This window comes from Altererythrobacter sp. CAU 1778 (genome assembly GCF_054482795.1).
The window spans coordinates 276,719-300,080 of the sequence record NZ_JBTLRP010000003.1; the positions used below are offsets into that span (position 1 = coordinate 276,719).

The window sequence follows — 23,362 nt, forward strand, 5'->3', positions numbered from 1 at the left end:
CGGCCCGTCAACCATCCGACCTACTGGTTCATCGTCGCGAAGAAATCTTCGTTGGTCTTGGAATCCTTCATCTTGTCGAGCAGGAATTCCATCGAATCCACCGTGCCCATCTGCATCAGGATACGGCGCAGGACCCACATCTTGGACAGCTGTTCCTTGTCCACCAACAGTTCTTCCTTGCGGGTGCCGGACTTGCCGACATCCAGCGCCGGGAAGATGCGCTTGTCGGCGACCTTGCGGTCGAGCACGATCTCGCTGTTGCCGGTACCCTTGAACTCTTCGAAGATGACTTCGTCCATCCGGCTGCCGGTGTCGATCAGCGCGGTGGCGATGATGGAAAGCGAGCCGCCTTCCTCGATATTGCGGGCCGCACCGAAGAAACGCTTGGGCCGCTGGAGCGCGTTGGCATCCACGCCGCCGGTCAGCACCTTGCCCGATGACGGGACGACCGTGTTGTATGCGCGGCCCAGACGGGTGATCGAATCGAGCAGGATCACGACGTCCTTCTTGTGCTCGACCAGGCGCTTCGCCTTCTCGATCACCATTTCGGCGACCTGCACGTGGCGCGTCGCGGGCTCGTCGAAGGTCGAGGAAATGACCTCGCCATTCACGCTGCGCTGCATGTCGGTGACTTCTTCGGGACGCTCGTCCACCAGCAGCACCAGCAGGAAGACTTCCGGGTGGTTGTCCGTGATGGCCTTGGCGATGTTCTGCAGCAGCACGGTCTTACCCGTACGCGGCGGGGCGACGATCAGCGCGCGCTGGCCCTTGCCCTGCGGACTGATGAGATCGATCACGCGTGCCGACTTGTCCTTGACCGTCGGATCCTTGGTATCGAGGTTCAGTCGTTCGTCGGGATAGAGCGGGGTGAGGTTGTCGAAATTGGTGCGATGCCGCACGGCGTCGGGGTCGTCGTAATTGACGCTCGTCAGCTTGGTAAGCGCGAAATAACGCTCCCCGTCCTTGGGTCCGCGGATTTCGCCTTCGACGGTGTCGCCCGTGCGCAGGCCCATCTTGCGAACCTGATTGGGGGAGACGTAGATGTCGTCCGGCCCGGCGAGATAGTTCGCTTCCGGGCTGCGCAGGAAGCCGAAGCCGTCCTGCAGCACTTCGATCGTGCCCTGGCCGATGATTTCCTCGCCCTGTTCTGCCAGTTCCTTGAGGATGGCGAACAGCAGGTCCTGCCGGCGCATGGTGCTGGCGCCTTCGACACCGAGTTCCTCGGCCATCGAGACAAGCTCGGCCGGCGCCCGCTGCTTGAGTTCTTTGAGATGCATGTGATTTGTAACTTTCGATGATTTTCGGGGGCCGGCGAACCGTTATGGGCTTGGAGAAAGCAGGTCCGGCGGCGCATCATGCGCGCCAGCCGTGCCGGTGCTGTGGGAGATAAGCCCGCGGCCAGTCAGCGTCAATTCGCAAATCGACGCGCCGCCCGCGAGCGGAGGCCGCGCGATGCGCCGCCTCAGAACGGCTTGATGATGACCAGCACGACGATGAGTGCCACGGCGATGCCCGGCACTTCGTTGAGCAGGCGAAGCTTCTTGCCCTGCAACGGCCGCTCTCCGCGCGCGAGCTTCTTCGCATAAGCCGCGCACCAGCCGTTATAACCCGACAGGATCAGGACCAGCAGCAGCTTGGCATGGAACCAGCCCTGGCTGAATGCGCCGATCGAGACGGCGAGCAGCAGGCCCAGCACCCAGACGACGATGATCGAGGGCAGGAGGATGATCTTGAGCAACTTGCGCTCGCGGTCGATCCATACCTTGTCGGCCGCCGATCCGGGTGCGCCATCTTCCTGGTGATAGACGAACATGCGCGGCAGCATGAACAGCCCTGCCATCCAGAAGATCACGAAAATCAGGTGACCGGCCTTGAGCCAGAAATAGGTCATCGCGAGCGTTTCCTGCATGGTGCTGCCCTAGGCGCGCGGCGCGCCGAAGTCATCCCCTGACGACGCTCAGCAGCCGCTCCACGTGAGCGATCGGGGTTTCCTTGTCGATGCCATGACCAAGGTTGAAGACGTGCGGTCGCCCTTCGAAGGTGCGGAGCAATTCGCGTGCCGCGCTTTCCAGTCGTTCGCCACCGGCAAGCAGCAGCAGCGGATCGAAATTCCCCTGCACCGGCAATCCTTCGGGGAGCTCGCGATGCGCCCAGGCCGGGTCGATGGTCTCGTCGAGGCCCATGGCGTCGGGCCGCACTTCACGCGCGTAGCTCGGCAGTTTCTCGCCCGCGCCCTTGGGGAAGCCGATAACCGGCACGTCGGGATGCCGTTCCTTCAGCGCCGCGACGATGGCGGCGTTGGGGGCGATGACCCAGCGCTCGAACTCGCGCGGGGCGAGGCTGCCTGCCCAGCTGTCGAACAATTGCACCGCTTCCGCGCCTGCACGGATCTGGCCTGACAGGTAATCGACCGTCATCCCCGCGATGGCATCGACGATCGTCTGCATCTTTCCCGGGTCGCGATAGGCGAGACTGCGCGCTTCGTGCTGATCGCGGCTGCCTTGCCCGGCGATCATGTAAGTCGCGACCGTCCAGGGGCTTCCTGCGAAGCCGAGCAGGGTCCTGTCGCCCGGAAGCTGCGCCTTCACCTTCGCCACCGTTTCGTAAATCGGGGCCAGCCGCTCCGGCACCGGCGACAGCGAGTCCAGATCGATCTCGGCCAGCCGCGGCGAAAGGTGCGGACCTTCACCGGCGAGGAACTCAAGATCCTGGCCCAGCGCATAGGGTACGATCAGGATGTCGGAGAACAGGATCGCGCCGTCGAAGCCAAAGCGCCGGATCGGCTGAACCGTTACCTCGGCCGCTGCGTCGGTGTCGTAAACCAGCGCCAGGAATCCGCCCTTCTCGGCCCGCAATGCGCGGTATTCCGGCAGGTAACGGCCCGCCTGGCGCATAAGCCACACGGGCGTCCTGTCCGCCGATTTTCCGCGCAGGGTTTCAAGCAAGGGGCCGGGCATCGAGGGGTCCAATCAAATAAATAATATTATTTTATAGAAGGTAGTTGGAGTCTGTTGGTCCTGTGGAAAGCGGGGACAGCGCGCACCTGCCCGATTTGTCCCGCTTTGAACAGGGGCCGATGGGGCGGTGAATCGCGGCGAACCTTGAGTCAAACCAAACTTGTCCGCCTTTTCCCCAGCCTGTCGAAATCTGCGTGAGGCTGGGCAGAAGCGTGCGTGCGAAACTCGTGCCAGCGGTGATCGAATTCCATCCCATGCTTGTCCGCAGCGCCCTCCCGTGGTTTATGCCGGGACTTGTCCACATGGCCCGGCTGCACCTCCATCTTGTCTCGGATTCTACCGGCGAAACGCTGGAAATGATCGCGAAGGCCGCGCTGTCCCAGTTCGACGACGCGGATGTCATCCGCCATTTTTGGCCGATGGTGCGCAGCCGTGCGCATCTCGACCGGATCATGGACGAACTCAAGGCCAATCCGGGGCTCGTGCTGTTCACGCTCGTGAGCGAGGAAAACCGGATGCACCTCGAACAGCGCTGCCGCGAACTTGGTCTGCCGATGGTCCCCGCGCTGGATCCCACGGTCGCGGCGCTGGAGGAACATCTGGGCCAGCAGGCCAAGGCCCGGCCGGGTCGCCAGCACGCGATGGACGATGCCTATTTCGCGCGCGTCGAGGCGATCCAGTTCACCATCGCGCATGATGACGGCGTCGGGTGGGAGAATTGGGAGCAGGCCGACATCGTGCTGGCAGGCGTCAGCCGCACGTCGAAGACGCCGACGAGCATTTATCTCGCCAACCGCGGTTACAAGACCGCCAATATCCCGCTGGTGGTGGAAAGCCCGCCGCCGCCCGCGCTTTATGGCCTGCGTCAGCCGCTGGTCGTCGGCCTGACCACCGCGCCGGAACGGCTGGTGCAGATCCGCCGCAACCGCCTGCTGTCGCTCAACGAGGGGACGGAGACCTCCTATGTCGATAACGACCGCGTGAAGGACGAACTGAAATTCGCGCGCCGCCTGTTTGCCGACAATGGCTGGCCGGTGATCGACGTCACCCGCCGCTCGATCGAGGAAACGGCTGCGGCCGTCATCAAGCTGAAGCACGAACGGGACGGCAAGATCGAACCGCTCGGACCCGGACCCCACCCCATATGATCGTCCTCGCATCGAAAAGCGCATCGCGTCGTGCGATGCTGGAAGCGGCGGGTGTTTCCTTCGAAGCGCGCGCTGCCAATGTGGACGAACGCGCCATCGAGGCCGGAATGGCCGGCGCGCGGCCCGACCAGATCGCGCTTGCCCTGGCGGAGGCCAAGGCCGGCGCCTTTGCTGACGAAGATCGCCCTGTACTCGGCAGCGATTCTCTCGTGGTGGTGGGCGCGGAGCGGTTCGACAAGCCGGCGAGCCGGGACGAGGCCGCAGAGCATCTCCGCTACTTTTCCGGACGGCCGATGCAGCTTCATTCCGCAGCCGCAATTGCCACCGGCGGCGTCGTGAGCTGGCGTCACGCAGCCATCGCCACGCTGCAAGTGCGCCAGATGAGCGAGGATTTCATCGCCGCCTATCTCGACGCCGAATGGCCCGCGATAGGCCACTGCGCCGGCGCATTCCGGATCGAGGCGATGGGCCCGCAAATGTTCGAGCGGATCGCAGGCGACATGTTCACAGTGCTGGGCATGCCGCTCCTGCCCGTCCTCGGCGAACTTCGCGCCATGGGGGAGCTGACCGCGTGAGCCAGCCTTATGCCGAAGTCATCGGCGACCCGATCGCGCAATCAAAAAGCCCCGCGATCCATAATTTCTGGCTCGGCAAGGCGGGGATCGACGCCGAATATCGCGCCTGTCATGTGACGGCGGACGGGCTCGGCGACTACCTCGCCGCCCGGCGCGGCGATCCGGACTGGCGCGGATGCAACGTCACCATGCCGCACAAGCAGTCAGTCCGCGACATGCTCGATCGGCTGGAATTGCCCGCCGACACGATCGGGGCAGTGAACACGATCTGGCGCAATGCGGAAGGTCAGCTGGTCGGCACGAACACCGATGCCGCGGGCTTCCTCGAACCGCTCGGTCAGGATCTGAAGCGGTCGCACTACTTCCGCATGGCCCGCGTGCTCGGCACCGGCGGGGCGGCGCGCGCCATCGTTACCGCACTTGCCGGCGAAGGTTTCACGTTGGTCCTGGCCGGTCGCAACCCGGACAAGGCGCGCTCTCTCCTCGATGAACTCGCGACCCAAGGCGAGCATCACGCGGTCGATCTCGCGCATTTTGCCGACCCCACCGATTTCGCATTCGACGATCGCGAGGGGTGTTGCGATCTCGTCGTCAATGCCAGCCCGCTGGGGATGCGCGGCCAGCCACCGCTGGCCTTCGACTGGAGCCATGCACCGCCCGGCAGCGTGGCCTACGACATCGTTACCGATCCGCCGGGCACCCCCTTCCTGCTCGACGCGCATGCCGCGGGCCACCGCACGATAGACGGGCTCGCCATGCTGATCGGCCAGGCGAGCGCGGCATTCGAAATCTTCTTCGGCGCCCCCGCGCCCCGGCAATATGACGCCGAACTGCGCGCGCTGCTGACACGGTGACCCGACCGCTGATCATCGGCCTGACCGGGTCCATCGGCATGGGCAAGTCGACCGTCGCCATGATGTTCGAGGCAGAGGGTGTGCCGGTCTTCGATGCCGATGCCGCCGTGCACGCATTGCAGGGTCCGCAGGGCGCGCTGCTTCGGGCAATCGAGGCGGCCTTTCCGGGCACCACCGGTCCGCGCGGAGTCGATCGTGCAGCGCTGGGAGCGCAGGTCTTCGGTGACGACGCGGCGCTCGCCCGGCTGGAGGCAATCGTCCATCCCGCGGTCGCGGAGATGCGGAAGACCTTCCTGCTTGAACACGCCGGCCAGCCGCTGGTGGTGTTCGACATTCCGCTACTGTTCGAAAAAGGCGGGGAATCGCGCGTCGATGCCGTGGTGGTGGTCTCCGCCCCGGCCGACGTCCAGCGCGAGCGTGTGCTCGCCCGCCCCGGCATGACGGCGGAGAAATTCGCCCAGATCCTCGCGCGGCAGACTCCCGATGCAGAAAAGCGCGGGCGGGCCGATTACGTGATCGAGAATCACGGATCGCTGGCGGACACGCACGCGCAGGTCGCAGCCCTCGTCGCGCGGTTGCTCTCGCCTGACGAAGCGCCGCCGGAATAACGCGCAAACCCTTGCAATCCGCGCGTTCGAGGCGGATATGTCAGGCAATGCGTGAGATCATTTTCGATACGGAAACCACTGGCCTCGACCCCCGCAGCGGCGACCGAATGGTGGAAATCGGCTGTATCGAGATGATCAACAAGGTCGCCACCGGCGAGACCTTCCATTGCTATTTCAATCCCGAACGCGACATGCCGATGGAGGCAGAGCGCGTCCATGGCCTCTCTGCCTCCTTCCTGTCCGACAAGCCGCTGTTCTCGGCGCAGGTCGAGGCGCTGCTCGAATTCATCGGCGACTCGCCATTGGTGGCGCATAACGCCGGTTTCGACTTCGGCTTTCTCAATTCCGAGCTGGAGCGGATCGGCCGCATCGCGGTCTGCACGTCGCGCATGGTCGATACGGTCGCGCTGGCACGCCGCAAGCATCCCGGCGCAAAGCTTTCGCTCGATGCGCTGTGCACCCGCTACGGTATCGACCGCAGCCATCGCACGCTGCACGGCGCGCTGCTCGATGCCGAGCTGCTGGCACAGGTCTATGTCGAGCTGACCGGCGGACGGCAGATCGGGCTTGAACTGGCGCAGCAAAGCGCGGCGCCCACGATCCAGACCGTCGTCATCGGGCAGGCGCCCAGCCGCGAAGTGCGGCCGGCTCGCCCCCATTCGGCTACTGTAGAGGAACTCGCGCTCCATGCGGCATTTCTGGAGAAGATCCAGTCGCCGCTGTGGGGTGCCTGACCGGGCCGGTGCATTTCGCATCGTGCCCCAAAACATAAGGAGAATCGTTCATGGATATTCGCGTGTCTGGCCATCAGGTCGAAACCGGAGCCGCCCTTCAGGAACACGCCACGGATCGCCTGAACGATATCGTCGAGAAATACTTCAGCCGCGCCACGTCCGCCAACGTGACCATCGGCAAGGCACCGACCCACGCATTCAAGTGCGACATGGTGATGCACGTGACGCAGGGCCTCGTCCTGAAAAGCCACGGCGAAGCGCATGACGCGCACCAGGCGGTCGACAAGGCAGCGGAGAAGATCGAGAAGCAGCTGCGCCGCTACAAGCGCAGGCTGAAGGACCGTCACGAACAGGCCATTTTCGCCGAACAGGAAGAAGAAGCCGCCTACACAGTCTTCGCCGGGCGTGGCGAAGACGAATCCGATGACGAGCAGGAACAGGCCGACGCGCCGCCGGTCGTCGCCGAAACCCGCGTGGACATTCCCGAAGCGAGTGTCTCCGACGCGGTCATGCTGCTCGATCTGCGGCACACGCCGGCGCTGCTTTTCAAAAACGCTGGAACTGGGCGACATAATATGGTCTATCGCCGCGACGATGGGACGATCGGCTGGGTCGAGCCGTCCTGAAGGGTCGGCGCAGGGCTGCGCTGCCCTGTACAAAAGCCTTTCCATTGAAGGAGAAGCGGCGGATTTCGCATCTCTGCGCCTGCCGGGCGCGGCGCATTGCGACAGATCGCTTGTGACGTAAAATGAGCCTGTACAAACTGGAACCTTCGGCCATCGCTTGTCAGAAAGCGGGCGGGAAGGGCGAAATACTCGTATCCCTCGCCGCGCTTTTCGAAGCCGCCTACGGTCTCGACCGTGGCGAGGTGCTGGAACGGCTGGAAGAGCGCGAAAGCCTCGGCAGCACCGGCTTCGGGCGCGGCGTGGCGATACCCCATGCGCGCCTCGAAGGCTTGGGCCGTCCCGTCGCAGCGCTGATCCGGCTCAACGACCCGGTCGAATTCGACGCGGCCGACGGTATGCCCGTGGAACTGGTTTTCGGTCTCGTCTCACCGGAGAATGCGGGGGCGACGCACCTTCATGCGCTGGCAGCGATTTCCCGGCTTGTCCGCGACGAGGAAATGCAGGATGCCCTGCTCAGGTGCGACAGCCCGGAGGCGATCTACGCCATGCTCAACAACGCCACGGAACAGAGCGCTGCCTGACGCGGACGCCCAGTCTGCCGCCGGACACTGGCGCGCGCTGGAGCGGTTGTACGGCACCGCGCCGATCAACGCGAAGTTCCGCTCCTCCCTTGCCATCGCGCAGGAAGGCCGGGCGACGATCCACTTTACCGTGGACGAAAGCGCCTATCACGCCGCGGGTGCGGCGCATGGCACGATCTACTTCAAGATGCTCGACGATGCGGCATTCTATGCCGCCAACACGCTGGTCAGCGATCGCTTCCTGCTAACGACATCCTTCAACCTGCACTTCAGCAAGCCGGTGAAGGCCGGGGAGGTCACGGCGGAAGGCCGCTGGGTCAGCGGGCGACGCCGCGTGCTGGTTGCGGAAGCGCGGCTGATCGATGCGGAGGGCGAGGAAATCGGGCGAGGAACCGGCACCTTCATGCGCTCCCGCATCCCGCTGTCCTCATTGCCGGGATACTCGGCTTGAGCGATTCGCGGCTGCCCACCCATGTCGAAGTGGCGGGCATGATCCGAGCGGTCCAGGCGGCCGGGGGCTTCGCAACCGTGCTGGCGAAAGGTGAACGGGATGCGGGGACGATCCTTGTCATTTGTTGCGAAAACGGCGCAAATACCCGTCTTTTCGAACGCATGCCGCAGCTTGACGGTTCGCGTAAGTTCGAACTTACGCGCGCGCAAGACGATGAAAAGCCTGGCGAATTTAGCGAATATTGGCAGCGGCGGCGAGATCAGGACCGCGATGCGTGGATCGTCGAATTGGATGTCGCAAATGCGGAACGATTCATCGCCTGAAGGGTTACCGCGCTTGACTTGTTGCAGCGCACCATTATTTGGCCGGCAACTTTTCGAAAGCGCAGGCAATTCGTTTCGGCAATCCGGCCGGATGGATGAGCGCGCAGACGGGGGGCAGCCGGCAGGCATCGGCGCGCAAGCATTTGCGCCGGGTTTCGACCAAGTGAAACCATAGCCTGCGACCGCGCGGTCAACCGCCGAAACTGTAGCTTAGATGTTCAAATTTGTCCGCAAGGCGGGCGCCCTTGGCGCTGCCGCAACTTGCTGTGCTTTGCTATTCGGCGCCGAAACGACCGGCGCCTTCGCCCAGGCTCCCGATGCGATCGAACTGACGATCGCGGGCCCGGACGAACTCCCGGCCCTGCCGGACGACATGCCCGAATTCGTGTCCGAACCCGTGGTTCAGGACGTGCCCGAAGTGGCCGAAGACGAAGTCGAGCAGGCCAGGGCTGCCGTGACGGCCGCCTCGCTGAACGAACTGGTCGCAAAGACCGACACAAGCGAATCCATGTCGGAACAGCTGCGTTGCCTTGCCAGCGCGGTCTATTTCGAGGCCCGCGGCGAACCGCTCGCCGGGCAGCTCGCCGTCGCGAAGGTCATCATGAACCGCGCCAATTCGCGCCAGTTTCCGTCAAGCTACTGCGGCGTGGTCAAGCAGCGCTCGCAGTTCTCTTTCGTGAAGGGCGGCAATATCCCGGCCCCGCGCAAGGGCACGACGGCGTGGAACCGCGCCAAGGCCATCGCCCGCATCGCGCATAACGACACCTGGGATAGCGCCGTGCAGGATTCGCTGTATTTCCACGCGACCTATGTGAAGCCGGGCTGGGCTCGCAAGAAGGTCGCCCGCGCGACGATCCAGACGCACGTTTTCTACAAGTGAGATGGAACGCGCGGGGCTGATCCCGCGCTTTCAGTCGCGAAGTTCGACCCAGACCGGGGCGTGATCGCTGGCTTTCTCGCGTCCGCGATAGTCCTTGTCGACCCCCGCTGCGCTCATGCGATCGGCGCATTCGGGCGACAGGAGCAGGTGGTCGATGCGGAACCCGTGATCCCGCTGCCATGCCCCCGCCTGATAATCCCAGAAGGTCCATACGCCGCCACGCGGGTTGAGCGTATCGATGGCGTCGGTCCAGCCGTCCGCGAGCAGCCGGGCATAGGCATCGCGCGATTCGGGCTGCATCAGCGCATCGTTTGCCAGCGCGGCAGGTGACCAGATGTCCTTGTCCTGCGGCACCACGTTGAAATCGCCGAGCACCACGGCAGGCACTTCCTCCGCCCACAATTGCGCCATGCGAGCGCGCAAACGCTCCATCCAGGCAAGCTTGTAATCGAACTTTGGGCCGGGCTGCGGATTGCCATTGGGCAGGTAGAGATTGCAGATGCGGATGCCGTTGACCTCGGCCTCCAGATAGCGCGCCTGTTCGTCGCTATCGTCGCCGGGCAGACCACGCTGGATTTCGACAGGTTCCACGCCGTCAACGAGGATGGCGACGCCGTTGAAGCTCTTTTGTCCGTGCCAGATCGCCTTGTATCCGATGGATTCGAACTCGGATGCCGGAAAGCCGTCGTCCTGGCTCTTCACTTCCTGCAGACAGGCGACCTTGGGCCGGGTTTCCTCCAGCCATTCCTTGAGCCGAGGCAGGCGGGCCTTGACCCCGTTGATGTTGAAGCTGGCGATACGCATGGATCGCCTGATGCCTCAAAGGAGGCGGCGGGTCTAACTCAAATCCCGAAGCTGGTGCCGCAGCCGCAGCCCGAAGCGGCCTGCGGGTTCTCGACACGGAAAGCCGCGCCGCCAAGCGATTCGACGAAATCGACCGTGGCACCGGCGACGAGGTCGAGGCTGACCGGATCGACCACCAGCCGAACGCCATCGGTTTCGCTTACGATGTCACCGTCCTCCTGCCCTTCGGCGAGGTCGAACTTGTACTGGAAGCCGGAGCACCCGCCGCCTTCGACAGAAAGGCGCAGCACCGGTGCGCGCGACTGCTTTTCGGCAATCCAGGCGACGCGCTTGGCCGCAGCGGGGGTAAGAGTGAGTCCGTCCATGGAAAGGATGTAAGGCGCGGGCGGGCTGTCCTCAAGGACTTAGCCCTGCGGAACTCAGGCGGTCTGGATATATTCGCGCATCTGGTTCCGCTCTGCCTCGATCTTGTCCATTCGGTATTTGACGAGGTCACCGATCGAAATGAAGCCGCGGACCTGCTCCCCCTCCACGACGGGCAGATGGCGAATGCGGCGGCGGGTCATCAGCTTGAGCGCGTCGATGACAGAGGTCTGAGGCGTGGTGGTGATAGCGGGCGCGGTCATCACCTCACCGACTTGCCGGTCCAGCACCTTGGCTCCCTCGCGCGCGATGCAGTAAAGCAGGTCGCGTTCGGAAAAGATCCCGGCGATCACCCCGCTTTCGAACACGGGCAGCGCGCCGATGCGCCGTTCGGAGAGCAGGGCCGCCGCTTCCGCCACGGTGTCGCCAGTGCTGCACGATGTGATCGCGTCACTTTCGCGAGCGGCGATGATGCGGGCGATGGTCATGGGCGGGTCTCCTCTTCCGGGCGTCGGTGAGCCGGAAACCGTGCGAAAATGTCTCCGGCCGAAGCACATCATGCCATTTCTTGCGCCGGATAGCCAGTTCGCCGGTTGCTGTTGCGCGCGGTGCCCGCTGCGCCCATATCGCCCACATGCCCTATTCCCCGCTCGACGATCCGGACAACGCCAAATTCGCTTGGGCTCGTTACCGGCGGCTGATGAAGATAATGGGCGTATTCACGACGATCGCCGTGATTCTGGTGCTGGCCTGGTTCTTCTATCGCGACGGGATGGTGTCCATCCACTTCTACATCGCTACCGCGCTCGGAATTGGGGGCGCGATGATGCTGATGGCGGCGCTGATGGGGCTGGTGTTCCTGTCCAGCGGAACAGGCCACGACGAATCGGTGGAGGACCGGATGGACAGCGACCGCACCGAGTGGGAAAAGTGGCACACGCGCCGCGACTGATCAGTCGTCGGCGTCATCCCCGTCGTCTTCCAGCGCGATCTTCGGGGGCGCTTCGTGCAGAATATAATCCGCCACGGGCTCTCCACCGATCAGGTGTTCCTGGATGATCCGTTCCAGCGCGGTTTCGTCGCAGGAGTGATACCACACGCGGTCGGGCCAGACGACGGCGATCGGACCCGCGGCGCAGACCTGCAGGCAGTCTGCCTTCGTCCGCTGCACGCCGCGCCCCGGACCCATGAGGCCCAGCTCCTTCAGGCGCGTCTTGAGGAATTTCCACGCGCGCTCGCCATCCTTGCGCTTGCAGCATTTCTGCTTTTCGCTGATCGCGCAAAGGAAGATGTGCCGCTCGATATGGTCGCCGCCGATGGAGCGAAGCGCGCGCTGGGCCTTGACCAGCTTGCGGGCGCTGACAGGGGCCTGGGCTGGTTCGCTCATTCCTTCAGCCAGCGATCCATCCAGTCGAACACGGTGGCGTGCCATTGGAGCGAGTTCTTCGGCTTCAGCACCCAGTGGTTCTCGTCCGGGAAGACGAGGAGCTGGCTTTCCACCCCGCGCTCCTGAAGCGCAGTGAAGGCCTGGAAGCCCTGCGACACGGGGACGCGGAAGTCCTTTTCGCCGGTCACCACCAGCATCGGCGTGCGCCAGTTGCGAACGTAGTTCACCGGGTTCCAGCGTTCGTAGAGTTCGGGATTCTCGGAGTAGCTGCCCTGGAAGTCCCAGCGCGGAAACCACAGTTCCTCGGTCTCGTAATAGAAGCTGCGCATGTCGAACAGGCCGTCATGCTGGACGAGGCAGCGGAAGCCGTCGGGCCAGTTTCCGGCGATCCAGTTCATCATGTAACCGCCGTAGGATGCCCCCATCGCGCAGGCGCGGCTGCCGTCGAGCTGGGGATCGCGGGCTAGCGCGGCCTGCATCCCGAGCTGGAGGTCGACCAACGGCTTGCCGCCCCAGTCGGAATTGATGCTGTCGGTGAAGGCTTGCCCGTAGCCGGTCGAACCATGAAAATCGATCGAGACGACCGCATAGCCGTGACTGGCGACCGCGCGCGCGTTCCAGCGGCTGGACCAGACGTCGTTGAATGACCCCTGCGGTCCGCCGTGGACGTAAAGCACCACCGGAAGTGACTCCTCGATCCAGGCGGGCTTGTGAATCTGGCCGTAGACTGTGTCGCCTTCCGCCCCGGCAAAGAGGAAGCGCGTCGTCTCCACCGGCGCCATCGCGGCATAGCGGGAGAAGGCGACGTCGGTCAGCCGCGCGGCGGGCGCGGTGCCCTGCGACAGGTAGAGTTCGGCTGGATTGGCAATGCCGTCGCGGGTGAAGAGCAGGCGCTCGCCTGCCAAGGGAACGACATTGCCGATATGCGCTTCGTTTCCGTCAACGAGGTCGAGCGTGGTGACCTCGCCGCTTTGCGGGTCGATGCGGAAGACCGGCGTATCCAGCACTTCCCCCGCTGTCGCGTAGAGCCAGCGCGAATCGGGCGACCATGCGAGTGATCCGACCGAGCGATCCCATGCCGCTGTGAGCGCACGCGTTTCCCCGCTTTCGAGGTCGCGCAATTGCACCACAAGCCGGTCCGATTCGTAATTGGGCCGGGCCATGGCGGCGTAGGCGAGCCATTTCCCGTCGGGGGAAGGCGTGGGCAGCGTGTCGGTGGCGCGGTTGTCTACCGTGAGGTTTTCGAGCGTCTTGCCGTCGAGATCGGCATGATAGATGTCGACGTCCGTTGAAGTCGGTTCGGCCGCGTCGGCATTGCGCGCGGCGAAGAACACGCCGGAAGAATCCGTCTCCCACGCGATTTCCTCGCCGCCACCGAAGGGTTGGGTGGGCGTGTCGCCGATCAGCGCGCCTTCGGCCAGCGGGCCGTCGAGCGCGGTGCCGGTGCCTTGTGCCACGCCGCCGATCAGGTCGAAGGCGAAGACGCGGCTGTATACGCCGGGGGTTTCCCATGTGTCCCAGTGGCGCACGAAGCCGCCGTCGCCCTGATAGAGACGCCCGGTTCCGGGGCCGGGAAGGTGGGTTGCCTTGTCATCGCATCCGAAGCTGGTGCAACTGCGCGCAACATTGCCCCACAGCAGGATCCGGCTGGCATCGGGCGACACGCGGAAACCGGAAATCTCGCCCGCAACATCGGTGACGCGGGTCGCGCCAGAGACGGTGCCATCGACAGCAAGTCGTGCGCGCCAGACCTGCGTTTCGGCAGCGCCTTCCACCGGCGCGTCAGGCGCGCGTCCGGACAGGAACCAGACCCAGCCATCCGCGCCGAAGCCGGCGTCGCCCGCATCGCCGAGGTCGATCGCGACCGGCGCAGCGCCCGGAGTGCCAAGGTCGAGCATGTAATAGGCGGTGCTGCGCTCGTAGCTGGACGGGTCGGTGGTGGTCACCGGGTAGATCGCCGTCTTGCCGTCAGGCGACACGTTTGCCCCGCCAAGCCGCGGCGCGGTGACGAGATCCTGCGCGGTCATCGGCGCGGGTTCATCGACCTGGGCGCGGGCCGTAGCGGGAAGGGCGAGGCAAAGAGCGAGCGTGAGGCCCGCCGAAAAACGTGCGATTTTCATGACAGAGGAATTAGCGCGCAAGTTGCCGCGCGCAAGGGCGTTAGCGAATCAGCGGCCCTTGCCCGCGATCCGTGCGATTTCCGCCGCGACCATCTTTTCGACCATGGACGGCAGATTGGCGTCGAGCCATTCCTTCAGCATCGGGCGCAGCATTTCGCGCACCATGCCTTCGAGCGAGGTTTCCCCGCTGCGAACGATCTGCGGACGCTTGCCGGGTTCGGCCAGCATGGCCAGCGCAGCCAGCGAATCGCGCATCGACGATTCGGTCACTTCGTCGAGCAGCGAACCTTCGCTGACGTCGTCATCGTCGTAACGGGCATCGTCCATGTCGGACCCACCCAGAACTTCGCCAGCTTCGGACAGGTCGAGCACTTCTTCGGCCTCGTCCGCGTCCACGGGCTCGACCGGCGCGGGTGCGCGCCGCTTGCGGTCCGCCGCCAGCGTGTCGCGGTTGTCCCGCGCTATGACCTGCTTGATCGATTCGAGGATTTCCTCGACCGACGGTTCGCCCTCTTGCCGCATGACGTCATGATCCCCCGATATCCGACGAGGCAATTTCGCCGTCCTGCGGCTCGGTGTCAATGGTGCTCGTCGAGCGGAGGACGGGCGCGGGGTCGTTGCCCCAGTCGAACCAGATGTTTTTCACGCGGTCGTAATTGACCTGCGGATCGTACAGCGGCCCGCCGGTGTCGAGGTTGAGATCGCGTGCCTCGGCGCGGCCCATCGCGGCAAGCAGGCTGAAGCCCGCGACATAGGCGTTGCGCCGTGCCGTCACCAGCTGGACCTGTGTCGAGAGCAGCTCGCGCTGCGCATCGAGGATGTCGAGTATCGTGCGATTGCCGACGGTGTTTTCCGCGCGCACCCCTTCGAGGCCCAGTTCCGCAGCGTCGACTGCCAGCAGGCTCGACTGGATGATCGCATTGGCAGACCGCCAGCTGGAATAGGCCGCCCGCACATCCGCGATGACCGCCCGTTCGGCGGCGATTTCCTGCTCCAGCGCGACGCTCGAGCGCGCCTGTGCCTGGCGCCGCAAGGCCGCAGGTCGACCGCCTTGGAAGATCGGAACGCTGAGCTGCACGCCGGCGCTCGCCGTCGTCTCGCTCTGTGCCAGTTCGCTTGCAGCGGCACCGCCGAGTGTGCCGTAGTAATTGCTGTAGTCGCTCCCCGCGAAGACGCTGACGCGCGGCAGGCGGCTCGCCCCGGCGACGCGCACGTCGAATTCCGACGCATCGACCCGTTCGCGCGCGGCGATGAGGTCGGGATTGTTCTCGATCGCGATGGCGACAGCTTCGTCCGCCGAATCGGGCAGGCCGGGCAGGGGCGGCGGCGCTTCGAGGTCTCCGGGCGGGTTGCCGACCAGCTCGATATAGCGTTCGCGGGCCGCAACGAGATTCGATTCCGAAGCGCGCAGGTCCGTCTGCGCGATCGCCAGCCGTGCTTCGGACTGGGCGACGTCGGTACGGGTCAGATCGCCGATCTGGAAACGGTCGCTGGTGGCCTGGAAGTTGACCGACAGCACATCGACCTGGTTGCGCGAAAGGCCGACCAGCGCTTCGCTGCGGATGACTTCCATGTACGCGGCGACGACCTGGCTGAAGATCGCGCTTTCGGTGCCGCGCAGGTCCGCCTGTCCGGCATCGACGCGCTGCTGCGCCGCGCGCACGGCGTTCTTTACCGCGCCGCCCGAATAGATCGGCACGCCCAGATCCAGTCCCGCCGACAGCGAACGATCGGGCGCCGAGAAGCTGTTGTCGCTCGACTTCAGGAATTCGATGTGCGTGGCGGTGCCGTTGGCGTTCGGCAAACCAGCGGCCTTTTCGATCGGCACGTTCTCATCCACCGCGCGCTGCTGTGCCCGCGCGGCCTGCAAGGTGGGATTGGTGTTGTAGGCGGCAGCCAGCGCTTCGCGCAGGGTGTCGGCAGAGGCAGGCGCGGCCAGCGCGCAAACGGACAAGCCCGCGAGCAGGCCGGCGCTGAGCCTGGCGAACCGGCGCGGCTGGATCATGATCAGAAGCTCCACGCCTTTGCTGCGGCGAATTCACGCAGGACGGGTATGCCCATTTCCATGCGGTTCACGAAGCGCGGCTCGCCATCGACCAGCTGGCCGGCGGCAAGGCGTTGCACTCCGCGTTCCACCCGGCCTGTCACGATGCGCGCTTCCGGGGCGAGACGCTTCGCGAGCGCGGCCGGGAAACTTTCGATCGCGCCGTCGATCAGCAAGAGGGTGTGTTCCCCACCCTTGCGGCTGGCCTTGGCGGCATCCTCCGGCGAGATGACGGTTACTTCTGCGACCACCGGCTCGAGCAGGGCGGGCAGGTACCCGCTCCCCGCATCGACGATCAGGACCTTGTCTTCGACGCGCGGCTTCGCTTCGGCCAGAACGGCGCCATAGAACACCGGTGCGGCCAGATAGCGGCCATTGGCGAGCCTGACCGCCCGGTCGATATAGGCCGAGGCGCGGGCGCTTTCGGGCACGAAATCCTCGCGCGGCACGCGGTGCATCGCTTCGAGCACGAAGGGCTGGCTGAGGCCGCTGGTGCGCAGCTGGCTGTCGATCATCGCCTTGCGCGCCCTAGCGAAACCACCGGAGTTCTGCGCGTGGTCCTGTTCGAGTGTCGTCGTCATGTTCCGTTCCGTCTGGCCCGTCCGCCGCGTTAGTGTGTTATCTGTATAACACGCCCGCGCAATCCGGCAAGCTTTAGGCGCAAGAGGTGTTGCGGCCAAGCGCTTTGACCGATGGCGGGTAACGCGCCTATCGGAGAGCGCAATTCTGCAACACGGGAACGCGATGCGATGAACGACATGGTGATTATCAAGGAAGAGGACCTGATCGAAAGCGTCGCCGACGCGCTGCAATTCATCTCCTACTACCACCCGATGGACTACATCCGCGCGCTCGGCAAAGCCTACGAGGCGGAGCAGGGCCCGGCGGCCAAGGACGCAATTGCGCAGATCCTTACCAACAGCCGGATGTGCGCGGAGGGTCATCGCCCGATCTGCCAGGACACCGGCATCGTCAACGTCTTCGTGCGCTGGGGCCAGAACTGCCGCCTCGATTCGACGCGCAGCCTGCAGGAGGTCGTCGACGAGGGCGTGCGCCGCGCCTACAACCACCCCGACAACAAGCTGCGCGCCAGCATCCTTGCCGACCCGGCCTTCACGCGGCGCAACACCCGCGACAACACGCCATCCGTCCTCTCGGTCGAGATAGTACCCGGCGACACCGTGGGCATCGACGTCGCGGCCAAGGGCGGCGGCAGCGAGAACAAGTCCAAGTTCAAGATGATGAACCCCAGCGACAACATCGTCGACTGGGTCGTCGAACAGATCCCGAGCATGGGGGCCGGCTGGTGCCCGCCGGGAATGCTCGGCATCGGAATCGGCGGCACGGCGGAACACTGCATGAAGCTCGCCAAGCTGAGCCTGATGGAGCCGATCGACATGGGGCAGCTCAAGGCACGCGGCGCACAAAGCGACATCGAACAGCTGCGGATCGACATCTTCGATGCGGTCAATGCAATGGGCGTCGGGGCGCAGGGGCTCGGCGGACTGTCGACGGTGCTCGACGTCAAGATCCTCGACGCACCCTGCCATGCCGCGGGCAAGCCGGTGGGCATGATCCCGAATTGCGCCGCCACGCGCCACGCGCATTTCACGCTGGACGGCAGCGGGCCGAGCTATCTCGAGCAGCCCGATCTGGACCAGTGGCCCGACGTCAACTGGCAGCCGGACGCGGCCGCGAAGAACGTCGATCTCGACAATCTGACGCCCGAGGAAGTGGCGAGCTGGGAGAACGGCGATCGGCTGCTGCTGTCGGGCAAGATGCTGACCGGGCGCGATGCGGCGCACAAGCGCATTCAGGAGATGCTCGACAAGGGCGAGGAACTGCCGGTCGATTTCCGCGGACGCGCCATCTATTACGTCGGTCCTGTTGACCCGGTGATGGGAGAGGTCGTCGGCCCCGCCGGCCCCACCACCGCCACGCGGATGGACAAGTTCACCGAGATGATGCTCGACCTCGGCCTGCTCGCCATGATCGGCAAGGCGGAGCGCGGGCACAATGCAGTCGAGGTCATCAGCCGGTTCAAGGTCGCCTACCTGATGGCCACCGGCGGCGCGGCCTACCTTGTCAGCCGGGCAATCAAGGGCTCCAGGGTCGTCGCCTTCGAAGATCTCGGCATGGAAGCGATCTATGAATTCACGGTCGAGAACATGCCGGTGACGGTTGCGGTCGATGCGGCGGGCAACAATGTCCACACCCTCGCGCCCGCCCACTGGCGGGAGAAGATCGCGAAGGAACATCTGCTCGAGAACGGCTGAGCGCTTTCGACCAACGCTCGGCGCGCTTCGATGAGGGCGCTGGATTAGCACGCGCGGTTGCGGCATCAGCGCACGGCTTATGCTTGCAGCCGACGCCAGTCCGACCCTCAAGACGGAACGCGCAGACGTGGTCGTCCCGTTCCGCATCGTTCTGGGCTCCGTGCTCGGGCTGTGGGCCTGCGCCTATGCGCTGAACACGCTGACCTCGCTGCTGGCGGGCCTGCCCTACCAGCTCGAAATGGCGGCGATCCGCATGGCGGTGACGCTGGCTGGCATCATCCTGACGCTTGGCCTGTGGACGATCATCCGGCTGCTGGACGCGCGTCCCTTCTGGGCGAAGGTGCTGGTCGCGCTTGTGGTCGCCTTTCCCATCGCGCTCGCCATCGCGCAGATCAACACCTTCGCCTTTCGCGAGCTGGAACAGCGCGTGGTCGAGGATACCGGTGCCCAGAACGGCGTGAACATGCGTCGCGACGCGTCGGGCAATCTGGTCATCGACGTGCCCGGCATGAGCGGCATGGACGATCCGCTGGGGGAAGACGAGGAAGAACAGGGCCAGACCATCACCATCGCTGCGCCCAAGGACGGGAACGTGCGCTGGCAGCAGCTTATCTACACCGCGGTCGGGCGCTATTTCCTGCTGCTTGCATGGTGTGCGCTCTATTTCGCGATCCTTGCAGGCGAGCGCGCGCGGGTGGCGGAGCGGAATGCGGGCACCTTCCAGCAGGCGGCGCGCGCGGCGGAACTGCGGTCGCTGCGCTACCAGGTCAATCCGCACTTCCTGTTCAACACGCTCAACTCGCTGTCGTCGCTCATCCTGACCGAACGCAACGAGCAGGCCGAGGAAATGGTGCAGACCATGGCCAATTTCTATCGCCAGAGCCTGACCGACGATCCCACGGCCGATCTGCCCCTGACCGCGGAATTCGCGCTCCAGCGACATTACCTCGACATCGAATCGGTGCGCTTCCCGGACCGGCTGGTGGTCGCGCTCGACCTGCCGCCGCAACTGGGCGAAGCCCGCGTGCCGGGCATGATCCTCCAGCCGCTGGTCGAGAACTCCGTCAAATACGGCGTCGCCAACTCCACCCGTCCGGTGCGGATCGCCATTTCGGCGCGCGAGGAATACGGGCGGCTGGTGCTGACAGTGGAAGACGACGGCCCGGGGCCGGGCACTCTGGACGAGGCGGGACACGGCTACGGCATCGGGCTCGAAAACGTGCGCCAGCGGCTCGAGGCGCGCTATGGCGACAAGGCCCACATGGTCTCCGGCCCGACCGGCGACGGATACGCCACCCATGTCCGCATCCCGCTGGAAAGGAACGACACCGCATGAGCGAGGACGCCGAAACGCCGAAGCTGACGACGCTGATCGTCGATGACGAACCGCTGGCGGTGGAACGGATGCAGGTGATCTGCTCCAAGATTCCCTCGCTGAACGTCATCGGTACGGCGAGCGACGGTGCGTCCGCCATGCGGCTGATCGAAGCGCTGAATCCCGCGCTGGTCCTGCTCGACATGACCATGCCGGAAATGGACGGGCTGTCGGTTGCGCGGGCGCTGACCAAGCAGACGCCGCGCCCGGCGGTCGTGTTCGTGACCGCGCATGACAATTTCGCGGTCGAAGCCTTCGATCTCGATGCGGTGGACTACGTCCTCAAACCCGTCACGCAGGAGCGGCTGGGCCGCGCGGTGCAGCGCGCTGCCGACCGCGCGGAAAGCGGCGGCGCGCGTGGCGGTGACGAATGGTTGCGCGAATTCTGGGTGCCGCACCGCAGCGAGCTGATCCGCATCGACGCCGTCCAGGTCGATCGCATCGATGCGGAGCGTGATTACGTGCGGCTTTACGTGGAGGATCGCAGCTATCTGTTGCTGCAAACCATCGCGGGCCTGGAAAAGCGGCTCGACCCGGCGGAATTCATCCGCATCCACCGCTCCACCATCCTGCGGAAAGGCGCGATCCGCGGCCTGAAGCACGAAGGGCTGGGCGTCTGGTCGGCAGAAATGGACAATGGCGAGGCGCTGAGGATCGGGCGCACCTACCTGCGGCAGGTCAAGTCGATGGCGGGGCGCTGAGCCGGGCCGGTTGAAACGGGCGCCCCCGTGGTGGGAGCGCCCGTCAATCGTGTCTCGGGAGCGGCCCAGGCCGCGCTTGTTCAACCACCGAGGCGGTTGTCCGCGATCAGTAGCGCCAGCTCGCGGTTCGCACTGGCAAGGGCGAGGCTGTAGCATTCGCGCACTTCGACCGGGCGGCCCTTGGTGCCGGTGTGCTGTTCATCGAATTCGCAGACTTTCTTGGCCGCTCGCCTGATGCGCTGTTCGAGCCGCGCCTGACCGCGCGGGGTGGCGAGATTGAGGTCGTCGTATTTGACGTGCATGCTGGTGCCCGTGCCTTCGTCTGCGAAGGCGGGGGTGGCAATGGCCGTGCTGGTGATCATCGTCAGCGCAGCGGCGGCGGATAAGTGCAGTTTCATGGCGTAACCTCCTCTTCAGGGTCGCGCCGCGGCAGGGACTGGGTTCGCCGCGGCGCTGATCACTGGATAGGCTGCTGCCGCCATGCGTTCACGCCGGGTTCGACTGTCATCCGTTACCCACCGACGAAGGAATCGCCGGTCGACAAGTGACACAAAACGGACGGCAAACGGTCGATGACAAACGACGAGTGCGACACCATATTAGGGAAAGATGCCGCTAATCCTCATATTCTTGCTCGGAATAGCCAATTTCGCTTTGCATAAGGCCGTGATCGAGAGCCGGCATCCACTGCTGGGCCGCATCCCGCTTTACGGCCACATGTCCGGCGGGCGGCTGGCACTGGGAATCGAGTTCACCGTGCTGCTTGCCGCCATGCTGCTGGTGTGGAGCGGCTCTCCGGGCTGGGCGTGGTTCTACTTCGCCTATTCCGCGCTTAACGCCGTCGCCGCCTGGCTGATCTTGTCGCACCGCGTATGACGCGGGAACCGGCACAACCGCCATTCGCTATGCAGGGATGAGCAAGAGCGCGCTGCTGGTGAGCAACCACATGAGCGGATCGTATGACGACTGCAACGTCGAGGAGATCGCGCGCGCTCTGTCTGCATCAGGATACGAACTGGCGAAGGAGCTCGACTGCGCTTCGGGCGAAGTTCCCGACGCGACGGCGCTGGATGACGGCGCCTATGATCTGCTCGTCGTCCTCGGCGGGGACGGCACATTGCAATCGGTGCTCAGCAAAGCCGCCGGATGGGGCGGTACCGCCCTGGCGTTGCCCGGTGGAACGCAAAACCTTCTGTGCAAGAGCCTCTACGGCGACCGGGACGTCGGCCAGGTGCTCGAATTGCTGGAGGGCGGGCATCTTTCTCCGCGCCGCCGCAATTGCATCAACTGGAGCGGTGGCTGCGCGCTGATCGAGATCCTCGCTGGCCCGGGCGCTCGCTGGTCGGAAGTGCGTGAGAGCATGCGCGACGGCGGCATAGCCGAAACGGTCGGCACCACTATGGACGTCGCCGAAGACACGCTGGGCGGCAGCTGGGTGCGACTAGCCGAAAGCGGCAAGGGCGACGAAAATGGCTACCCCGGCATCCGCCTCGTTGCCGAGGACGGCGGCATGGTGGTCGAAGGCTACACGGCCCACGACATCGGCGAGATCGCCGCGCAGGGTGCCGCGCTTCTCGGACGCAATTTCCGTGACGGGCCGCATGACGAGCTCGGCACGCTCGATCAAGTGATGCTGGAATCGGTCGACGGCGCCGTCATGGCGCTGATGTGCGATGGAGAGCGAGTGGCAACCGGCGCACGCGAAGGATTTTCGCTTGCCCCGTTCGATCTCGATCTGCTTGGGCTGGCGGATGGCTGACCCGATCCTGCTATTTCAACTCTCGGACATCCACTTCGGCGTCGAGAACCGCGAGGCTCTGGCGTGGGTGCGCGAAGAGATCGCCCGGCAGCGACCCGATGCGATCGCCATCACTGGCGATCTGACGATGCGCGCCAAGCACAGCGAATTTACCGCCGCGCGCGAATGGATCGGGGCGCTCGACACGCCCGTGACGATCGAGGTCGGCAATCACGACCTGCCCTACTACAACATGATCGAGCGGTTGCTGACGCCCTATCGCCGCTTTGGTGTGCTCGAAAGTGCGGTGGAGAGCGAACTCGACTTTCCCGACCTCAGCCTCGTGCCGCTCCTCACGACCCCGCGTGTGCAAGCGCGCTGGCCGTGGTCGGATGGGGTGGTGAAGGACAGCGCGCTGGCGGAAACGCTGGCCGCAATCGATGCGCTGCCGCAGGGACGCAACGTCATCGTCACCGCGCATCACCCGCTGAAGCAGGAAGGCAAGGACGGCCGCCAGCTGACCATCGGCGGCGAGAAGGCGCTGGAAGAACTGGCGAAGCGCAAGGTTCTTGCCGTCATCAGCGGGCACGTGCACGACGCCTTCGACCTCGTTCACGACACCAAGAACGGCCCGGTGCGCATGGTCGGGGCGGGCACGCTCTCTACCCGCCTGCGTTCGACCCCGCCGAGCTTCAACGAACTTCGTTGGGACGGTCGCGAGCTTACCGTGCGCGCGCGCAACTACGTCGGAATGACGACTGCGGAAATGCAGGTCGAGGACGTCCCCGAAGGCAAGCTTCCCGGCGAGTAGGACGAA

The 23,362-nt window shown here is 64.8% G+C and carries 29 protein-coding genes; 17 read left to right on the forward strand and 12 right to left on the reverse strand.

Annotated features, from left to right (window positions below):
* Positions 1 to 20: 20 nt before the first annotated feature.
* From rho to hemE, 3 genes are all read right to left on the reverse strand, one after another.
* Positions 21 to 1,277: a transcription termination factor Rho gene (gene rho, locus ACXYN8_RS12870; RefSeq protein ID WP_458889854.1), complete on the reverse strand. Its 1,257-nt coding sequence runs from the start codon at positions 1,275 to 1,277 to the stop codon at positions 21 to 23.
* Positions 1,278 to 1,462: 185 nt separating this feature from the next.
* On the reverse strand, positions 1,463 to 1,909 hold the full coding sequence (locus ACXYN8_RS12875) for a CopD family protein (protein WP_458889855.1): 447 nt from the start codon (positions 1,907 to 1,909) through the stop codon (positions 1,463 to 1,465).
* 31 nt (positions 1,910 to 1,940) lie between these two features.
* On the reverse strand, positions 1,941 to 2,957 hold the full coding sequence (gene hemE, locus ACXYN8_RS12880; protein ID WP_458889856.1) for a uroporphyrinogen decarboxylase: 1,017 nt from the start codon (positions 2,955 to 2,957) through the stop codon (positions 1,941 to 1,943).
* Positions 2,958 to 3,259: 302 nt separating this feature from the next.
* Here hemE and ACXYN8_RS12885 point away from each other — a divergent pair, with 302 nt between their 5' ends.
* From ACXYN8_RS12885 to ACXYN8_RS12930, 10 genes are all read left to right on the forward strand, one after another.
* Positions 3,260 to 4,105 carry a pyruvate, water dikinase regulatory protein gene (locus ACXYN8_RS12885; protein ID WP_458889940.1) on the forward strand — a complete coding sequence of 282 codons (846 nt, stop codon included), beginning with the start codon at positions 3,260 to 3,262 and terminating at the stop codon, positions 4,103 to 4,105.
* Positions 4,102 to 4,680: a Maf family protein gene (locus ACXYN8_RS12890; protein WP_458889857.1), complete on the forward strand. Its 579-nt coding sequence runs from the start codon at positions 4,102 to 4,104 to the stop codon at positions 4,678 to 4,680. The genes ACXYN8_RS12885 and ACXYN8_RS12890 overlap by 4 nt, the downstream gene beginning before the upstream one ends.
* Complete coding sequence (locus tag ACXYN8_RS12895) at positions 4,677 to 5,534, forward strand: shikimate dehydrogenase family protein (RefSeq protein ID WP_458889858.1); 858 nt, start codon at positions 4,677 to 4,679, stop codon at positions 5,532 to 5,534. Before ACXYN8_RS12890 ends, ACXYN8_RS12895 begins: the two co-directional genes overlap by 4 nt.
* Positions 5,531 to 6,142: a dephospho-CoA kinase gene (gene coaE / locus ACXYN8_RS12900; protein WP_458889859.1), complete on the forward strand. Its 612-nt coding sequence runs from the start codon at positions 5,531 to 5,533 to the stop codon at positions 6,140 to 6,142. Before ACXYN8_RS12895 ends, coaE begins: the two co-directional genes overlap by 4 nt.
* 47 nt (positions 6,143 to 6,189) lie before the next feature.
* The gene (gene dnaQ, locus ACXYN8_RS12905; RefSeq protein WP_458889860.1) at positions 6,190 to 6,876 is read left to right on the forward strand and encodes a DNA polymerase III subunit epsilon; all 687 of its coding nucleotides are present in this window, start codon (positions 6,190 to 6,192) and stop codon (positions 6,874 to 6,876) included.
* A gap of 50 nt (positions 6,877 to 6,926) precedes the next feature.
* Entirely contained in the window at positions 6,927 to 7,502 is a 576-nt protein-coding gene (hpf, locus tag ACXYN8_RS12910; protein ID WP_458889861.1) for a ribosome hibernation-promoting factor, HPF/YfiA family, read from the forward strand.
* Between the two features lie 122 nt (positions 7,503 to 7,624).
* Positions 7,625 to 8,083 (forward strand): PTS sugar transporter subunit IIA, encoded by a 459-nt coding sequence (locus ACXYN8_RS12915; protein WP_458889862.1) that lies wholly within the window; start codon positions 7,625 to 7,627, stop codon positions 8,081 to 8,083.
* A 37-nt stretch (positions 8,084 to 8,120) separates the two neighbouring features.
* Entirely contained in the window at positions 8,121 to 8,534 is a 414-nt protein-coding gene (locus ACXYN8_RS12920; RefSeq protein WP_458889941.1) for a PaaI family thioesterase, read from the forward strand.
* Positions 8,531 to 8,857 carry a DUF1491 family protein gene (locus tag ACXYN8_RS12925; RefSeq protein WP_458889863.1) on the forward strand — a complete coding sequence of 109 codons (327 nt, stop codon included), beginning with the start codon at positions 8,531 to 8,533 and terminating at the stop codon, positions 8,855 to 8,857. The genes ACXYN8_RS12920 and ACXYN8_RS12925 overlap by 4 nt, the downstream gene beginning before the upstream one ends.
* A gap of 214 nt (positions 8,858 to 9,071) precedes the next feature.
* Positions 9,072 to 9,737 carry a cell wall hydrolase gene (locus ACXYN8_RS12930; protein ID WP_458889864.1) on the forward strand — a complete coding sequence of 222 codons (666 nt, stop codon included), beginning with the start codon at positions 9,072 to 9,074 and terminating at the stop codon, positions 9,735 to 9,737.
* 30 nt (positions 9,738 to 9,767) lie between these two features.
* Here the strand turns inward: ACXYN8_RS12930 and xth are convergent, their stop codons facing one another.
* Genes xth through ACXYN8_RS12945 form a run of 3 tightly spaced genes read right to left on the reverse strand, consistent with a single transcriptional unit; the run spans position 9,768 to position 11,392 of the window.
* Positions 9,768 to 10,541: an exodeoxyribonuclease III gene (xth, locus tag ACXYN8_RS12935; RefSeq protein ID WP_458889865.1), complete on the reverse strand. Its 774-nt coding sequence runs from the start codon at positions 10,539 to 10,541 to the stop codon at positions 9,768 to 9,770.
* 38 nt (positions 10,542 to 10,579) lie between these two features.
* Positions 10,580 to 10,906: a HesB/IscA family protein gene (locus tag ACXYN8_RS12940; protein WP_458889866.1), complete on the reverse strand. Its 327-nt coding sequence runs from the start codon at positions 10,904 to 10,906 to the stop codon at positions 10,580 to 10,582.
* A 54-nt stretch (positions 10,907 to 10,960) separates the two neighbouring features.
* Positions 10,961 to 11,392, reverse strand: a complete 432-nt coding sequence (locus ACXYN8_RS12945; protein WP_458889867.1) for a CBS domain-containing protein — start codon at positions 11,390 to 11,392, stop codon at positions 10,961 to 10,963.
* Positions 11,393 to 11,538: 146 nt separating this feature from the next.
* Here ACXYN8_RS12945 and ACXYN8_RS12950 point away from each other — a divergent pair, with 146 nt between their 5' ends.
* A complete protein-coding gene (locus ACXYN8_RS12950) occupies positions 11,539 to 11,856 on the forward strand; it encodes a hypothetical protein (protein ID WP_458889868.1) in 318 nt (105 codons plus the stop codon).
* On the opposite strand, the gene ACXYN8_RS12955 is transcribed toward ACXYN8_RS12950, so the two are convergent.
* Genes ACXYN8_RS12955 through ACXYN8_RS12975 form a run of 5 tightly spaced genes read right to left on the reverse strand, consistent with a single transcriptional unit; the run spans position 11,857 to position 17,036 of the window.
* Positions 11,857 to 12,291: a (2Fe-2S) ferredoxin domain-containing protein gene (locus ACXYN8_RS12955; RefSeq protein ID WP_458889869.1), complete on the reverse strand. Its 435-nt coding sequence runs from the start codon at positions 12,289 to 12,291 to the stop codon at positions 11,857 to 11,859.
* Entirely contained in the window at positions 12,288 to 14,411 is a 2,124-nt protein-coding gene (locus ACXYN8_RS12960) for a S9 family peptidase (protein ID WP_458889870.1), read from the reverse strand. The genes ACXYN8_RS12955 and ACXYN8_RS12960 overlap by 4 nt, the downstream gene beginning before the upstream one ends.
* Positions 14,412 to 14,459: 48 nt before the next feature.
* On the reverse strand, positions 14,460 to 14,933 hold the full coding sequence (locus ACXYN8_RS12965; RefSeq protein ID WP_458889871.1) for a DUF2497 domain-containing protein: 474 nt from the start codon (positions 14,931 to 14,933) through the stop codon (positions 14,460 to 14,462).
* A 4-nt stretch (positions 14,934 to 14,937) separates the two neighbouring features.
* Positions 14,938 to 16,416 (reverse strand): TolC family outer membrane protein, encoded by a 1,479-nt coding sequence (locus ACXYN8_RS12970; protein ID WP_458889872.1) that lies wholly within the window; start codon positions 16,414 to 16,416, stop codon positions 14,938 to 14,940.
* 2 nt (positions 16,417 to 16,418) lie between these two features.
* Positions 16,419 to 17,036 carry a protein-L-isoaspartate O-methyltransferase family protein gene (locus ACXYN8_RS12975; RefSeq protein ID WP_458889873.1) on the reverse strand — a complete coding sequence of 206 codons (618 nt, stop codon included), beginning with the start codon at positions 17,034 to 17,036 and terminating at the stop codon, positions 16,419 to 16,421.
* Between the two features lie 177 nt (positions 17,037 to 17,213).
* On the opposite strand from ACXYN8_RS12975, the gene ACXYN8_RS12980 reads away from it, so the two are divergent.
* The 3 genes from ACXYN8_RS12980 to ACXYN8_RS12990 all read left to right on the forward strand — a co-directional run bounded on the left by ACXYN8_RS12980 (position 17,214) and on the right by ACXYN8_RS12990 (position 20,807).
* Positions 17,214 to 18,731, forward strand: a complete 1,518-nt coding sequence (locus ACXYN8_RS12980) for a fumarate hydratase (RefSeq protein WP_458889942.1) — start codon at positions 17,214 to 17,216, stop codon at positions 18,729 to 18,731.
* A gap of 79 nt (positions 18,732 to 18,810) precedes the next feature.
* Positions 18,811 to 20,067 (forward strand): sensor histidine kinase, encoded by a 1,257-nt coding sequence (locus ACXYN8_RS12985; protein WP_458889874.1) that lies wholly within the window; start codon positions 18,811 to 18,813, stop codon positions 20,065 to 20,067.
* The gene (locus ACXYN8_RS12990) at positions 20,064 to 20,807 is read left to right on the forward strand and encodes a LytR/AlgR family response regulator transcription factor (RefSeq protein ID WP_458889875.1); all 744 of its coding nucleotides are present in this window, start codon (positions 20,064 to 20,066) and stop codon (positions 20,805 to 20,807) included. The genes ACXYN8_RS12985 and ACXYN8_RS12990 overlap by 4 nt, the downstream gene beginning before the upstream one ends.
* Before the next feature lie 80 nt (positions 20,808 to 20,887).
* Here the strand turns inward: ACXYN8_RS12990 and ACXYN8_RS12995 are convergent, their stop codons facing one another.
* Positions 20,888 to 21,205, reverse strand: coding sequence for a UrcA family protein (locus ACXYN8_RS12995; protein WP_458889876.1), 318 nt, complete (start codon positions 21,203 to 21,205; stop codon positions 20,888 to 20,890).
* A gap of 268 nt (positions 21,206 to 21,473) precedes the next feature.
* On the opposite strand from ACXYN8_RS12995, the gene ACXYN8_RS13000 reads away from it, so the two are divergent.
* The 3 genes from ACXYN8_RS13000 to ACXYN8_RS13010 are packed head-to-tail and all read left to right on the forward strand — an operon-like array spanning position 21,474 to position 23,356.
* On the forward strand, positions 21,474 to 21,683 hold the full coding sequence (locus tag ACXYN8_RS13000; RefSeq protein WP_458889877.1) for a hypothetical protein: 210 nt from the start codon (positions 21,474 to 21,476) through the stop codon (positions 21,681 to 21,683).
* 37 nt (positions 21,684 to 21,720) lie between these two features.
* Positions 21,721 to 22,566: a diacylglycerol kinase family protein gene (locus ACXYN8_RS13005; protein WP_458889878.1), complete on the forward strand. Its 846-nt coding sequence runs from the start codon at positions 21,721 to 21,723 to the stop codon at positions 22,564 to 22,566.
* Positions 22,559 to 23,356 carry a metallophosphoesterase family protein gene (locus tag ACXYN8_RS13010; protein ID WP_458889879.1) on the forward strand — a complete coding sequence of 266 codons (798 nt, stop codon included), beginning with the start codon at positions 22,559 to 22,561 and terminating at the stop codon, positions 23,354 to 23,356. Before ACXYN8_RS13005 ends, ACXYN8_RS13010 begins: the two co-directional genes overlap by 8 nt.
* Positions 23,357 to 23,362: the final 6 nt, after the last annotated feature.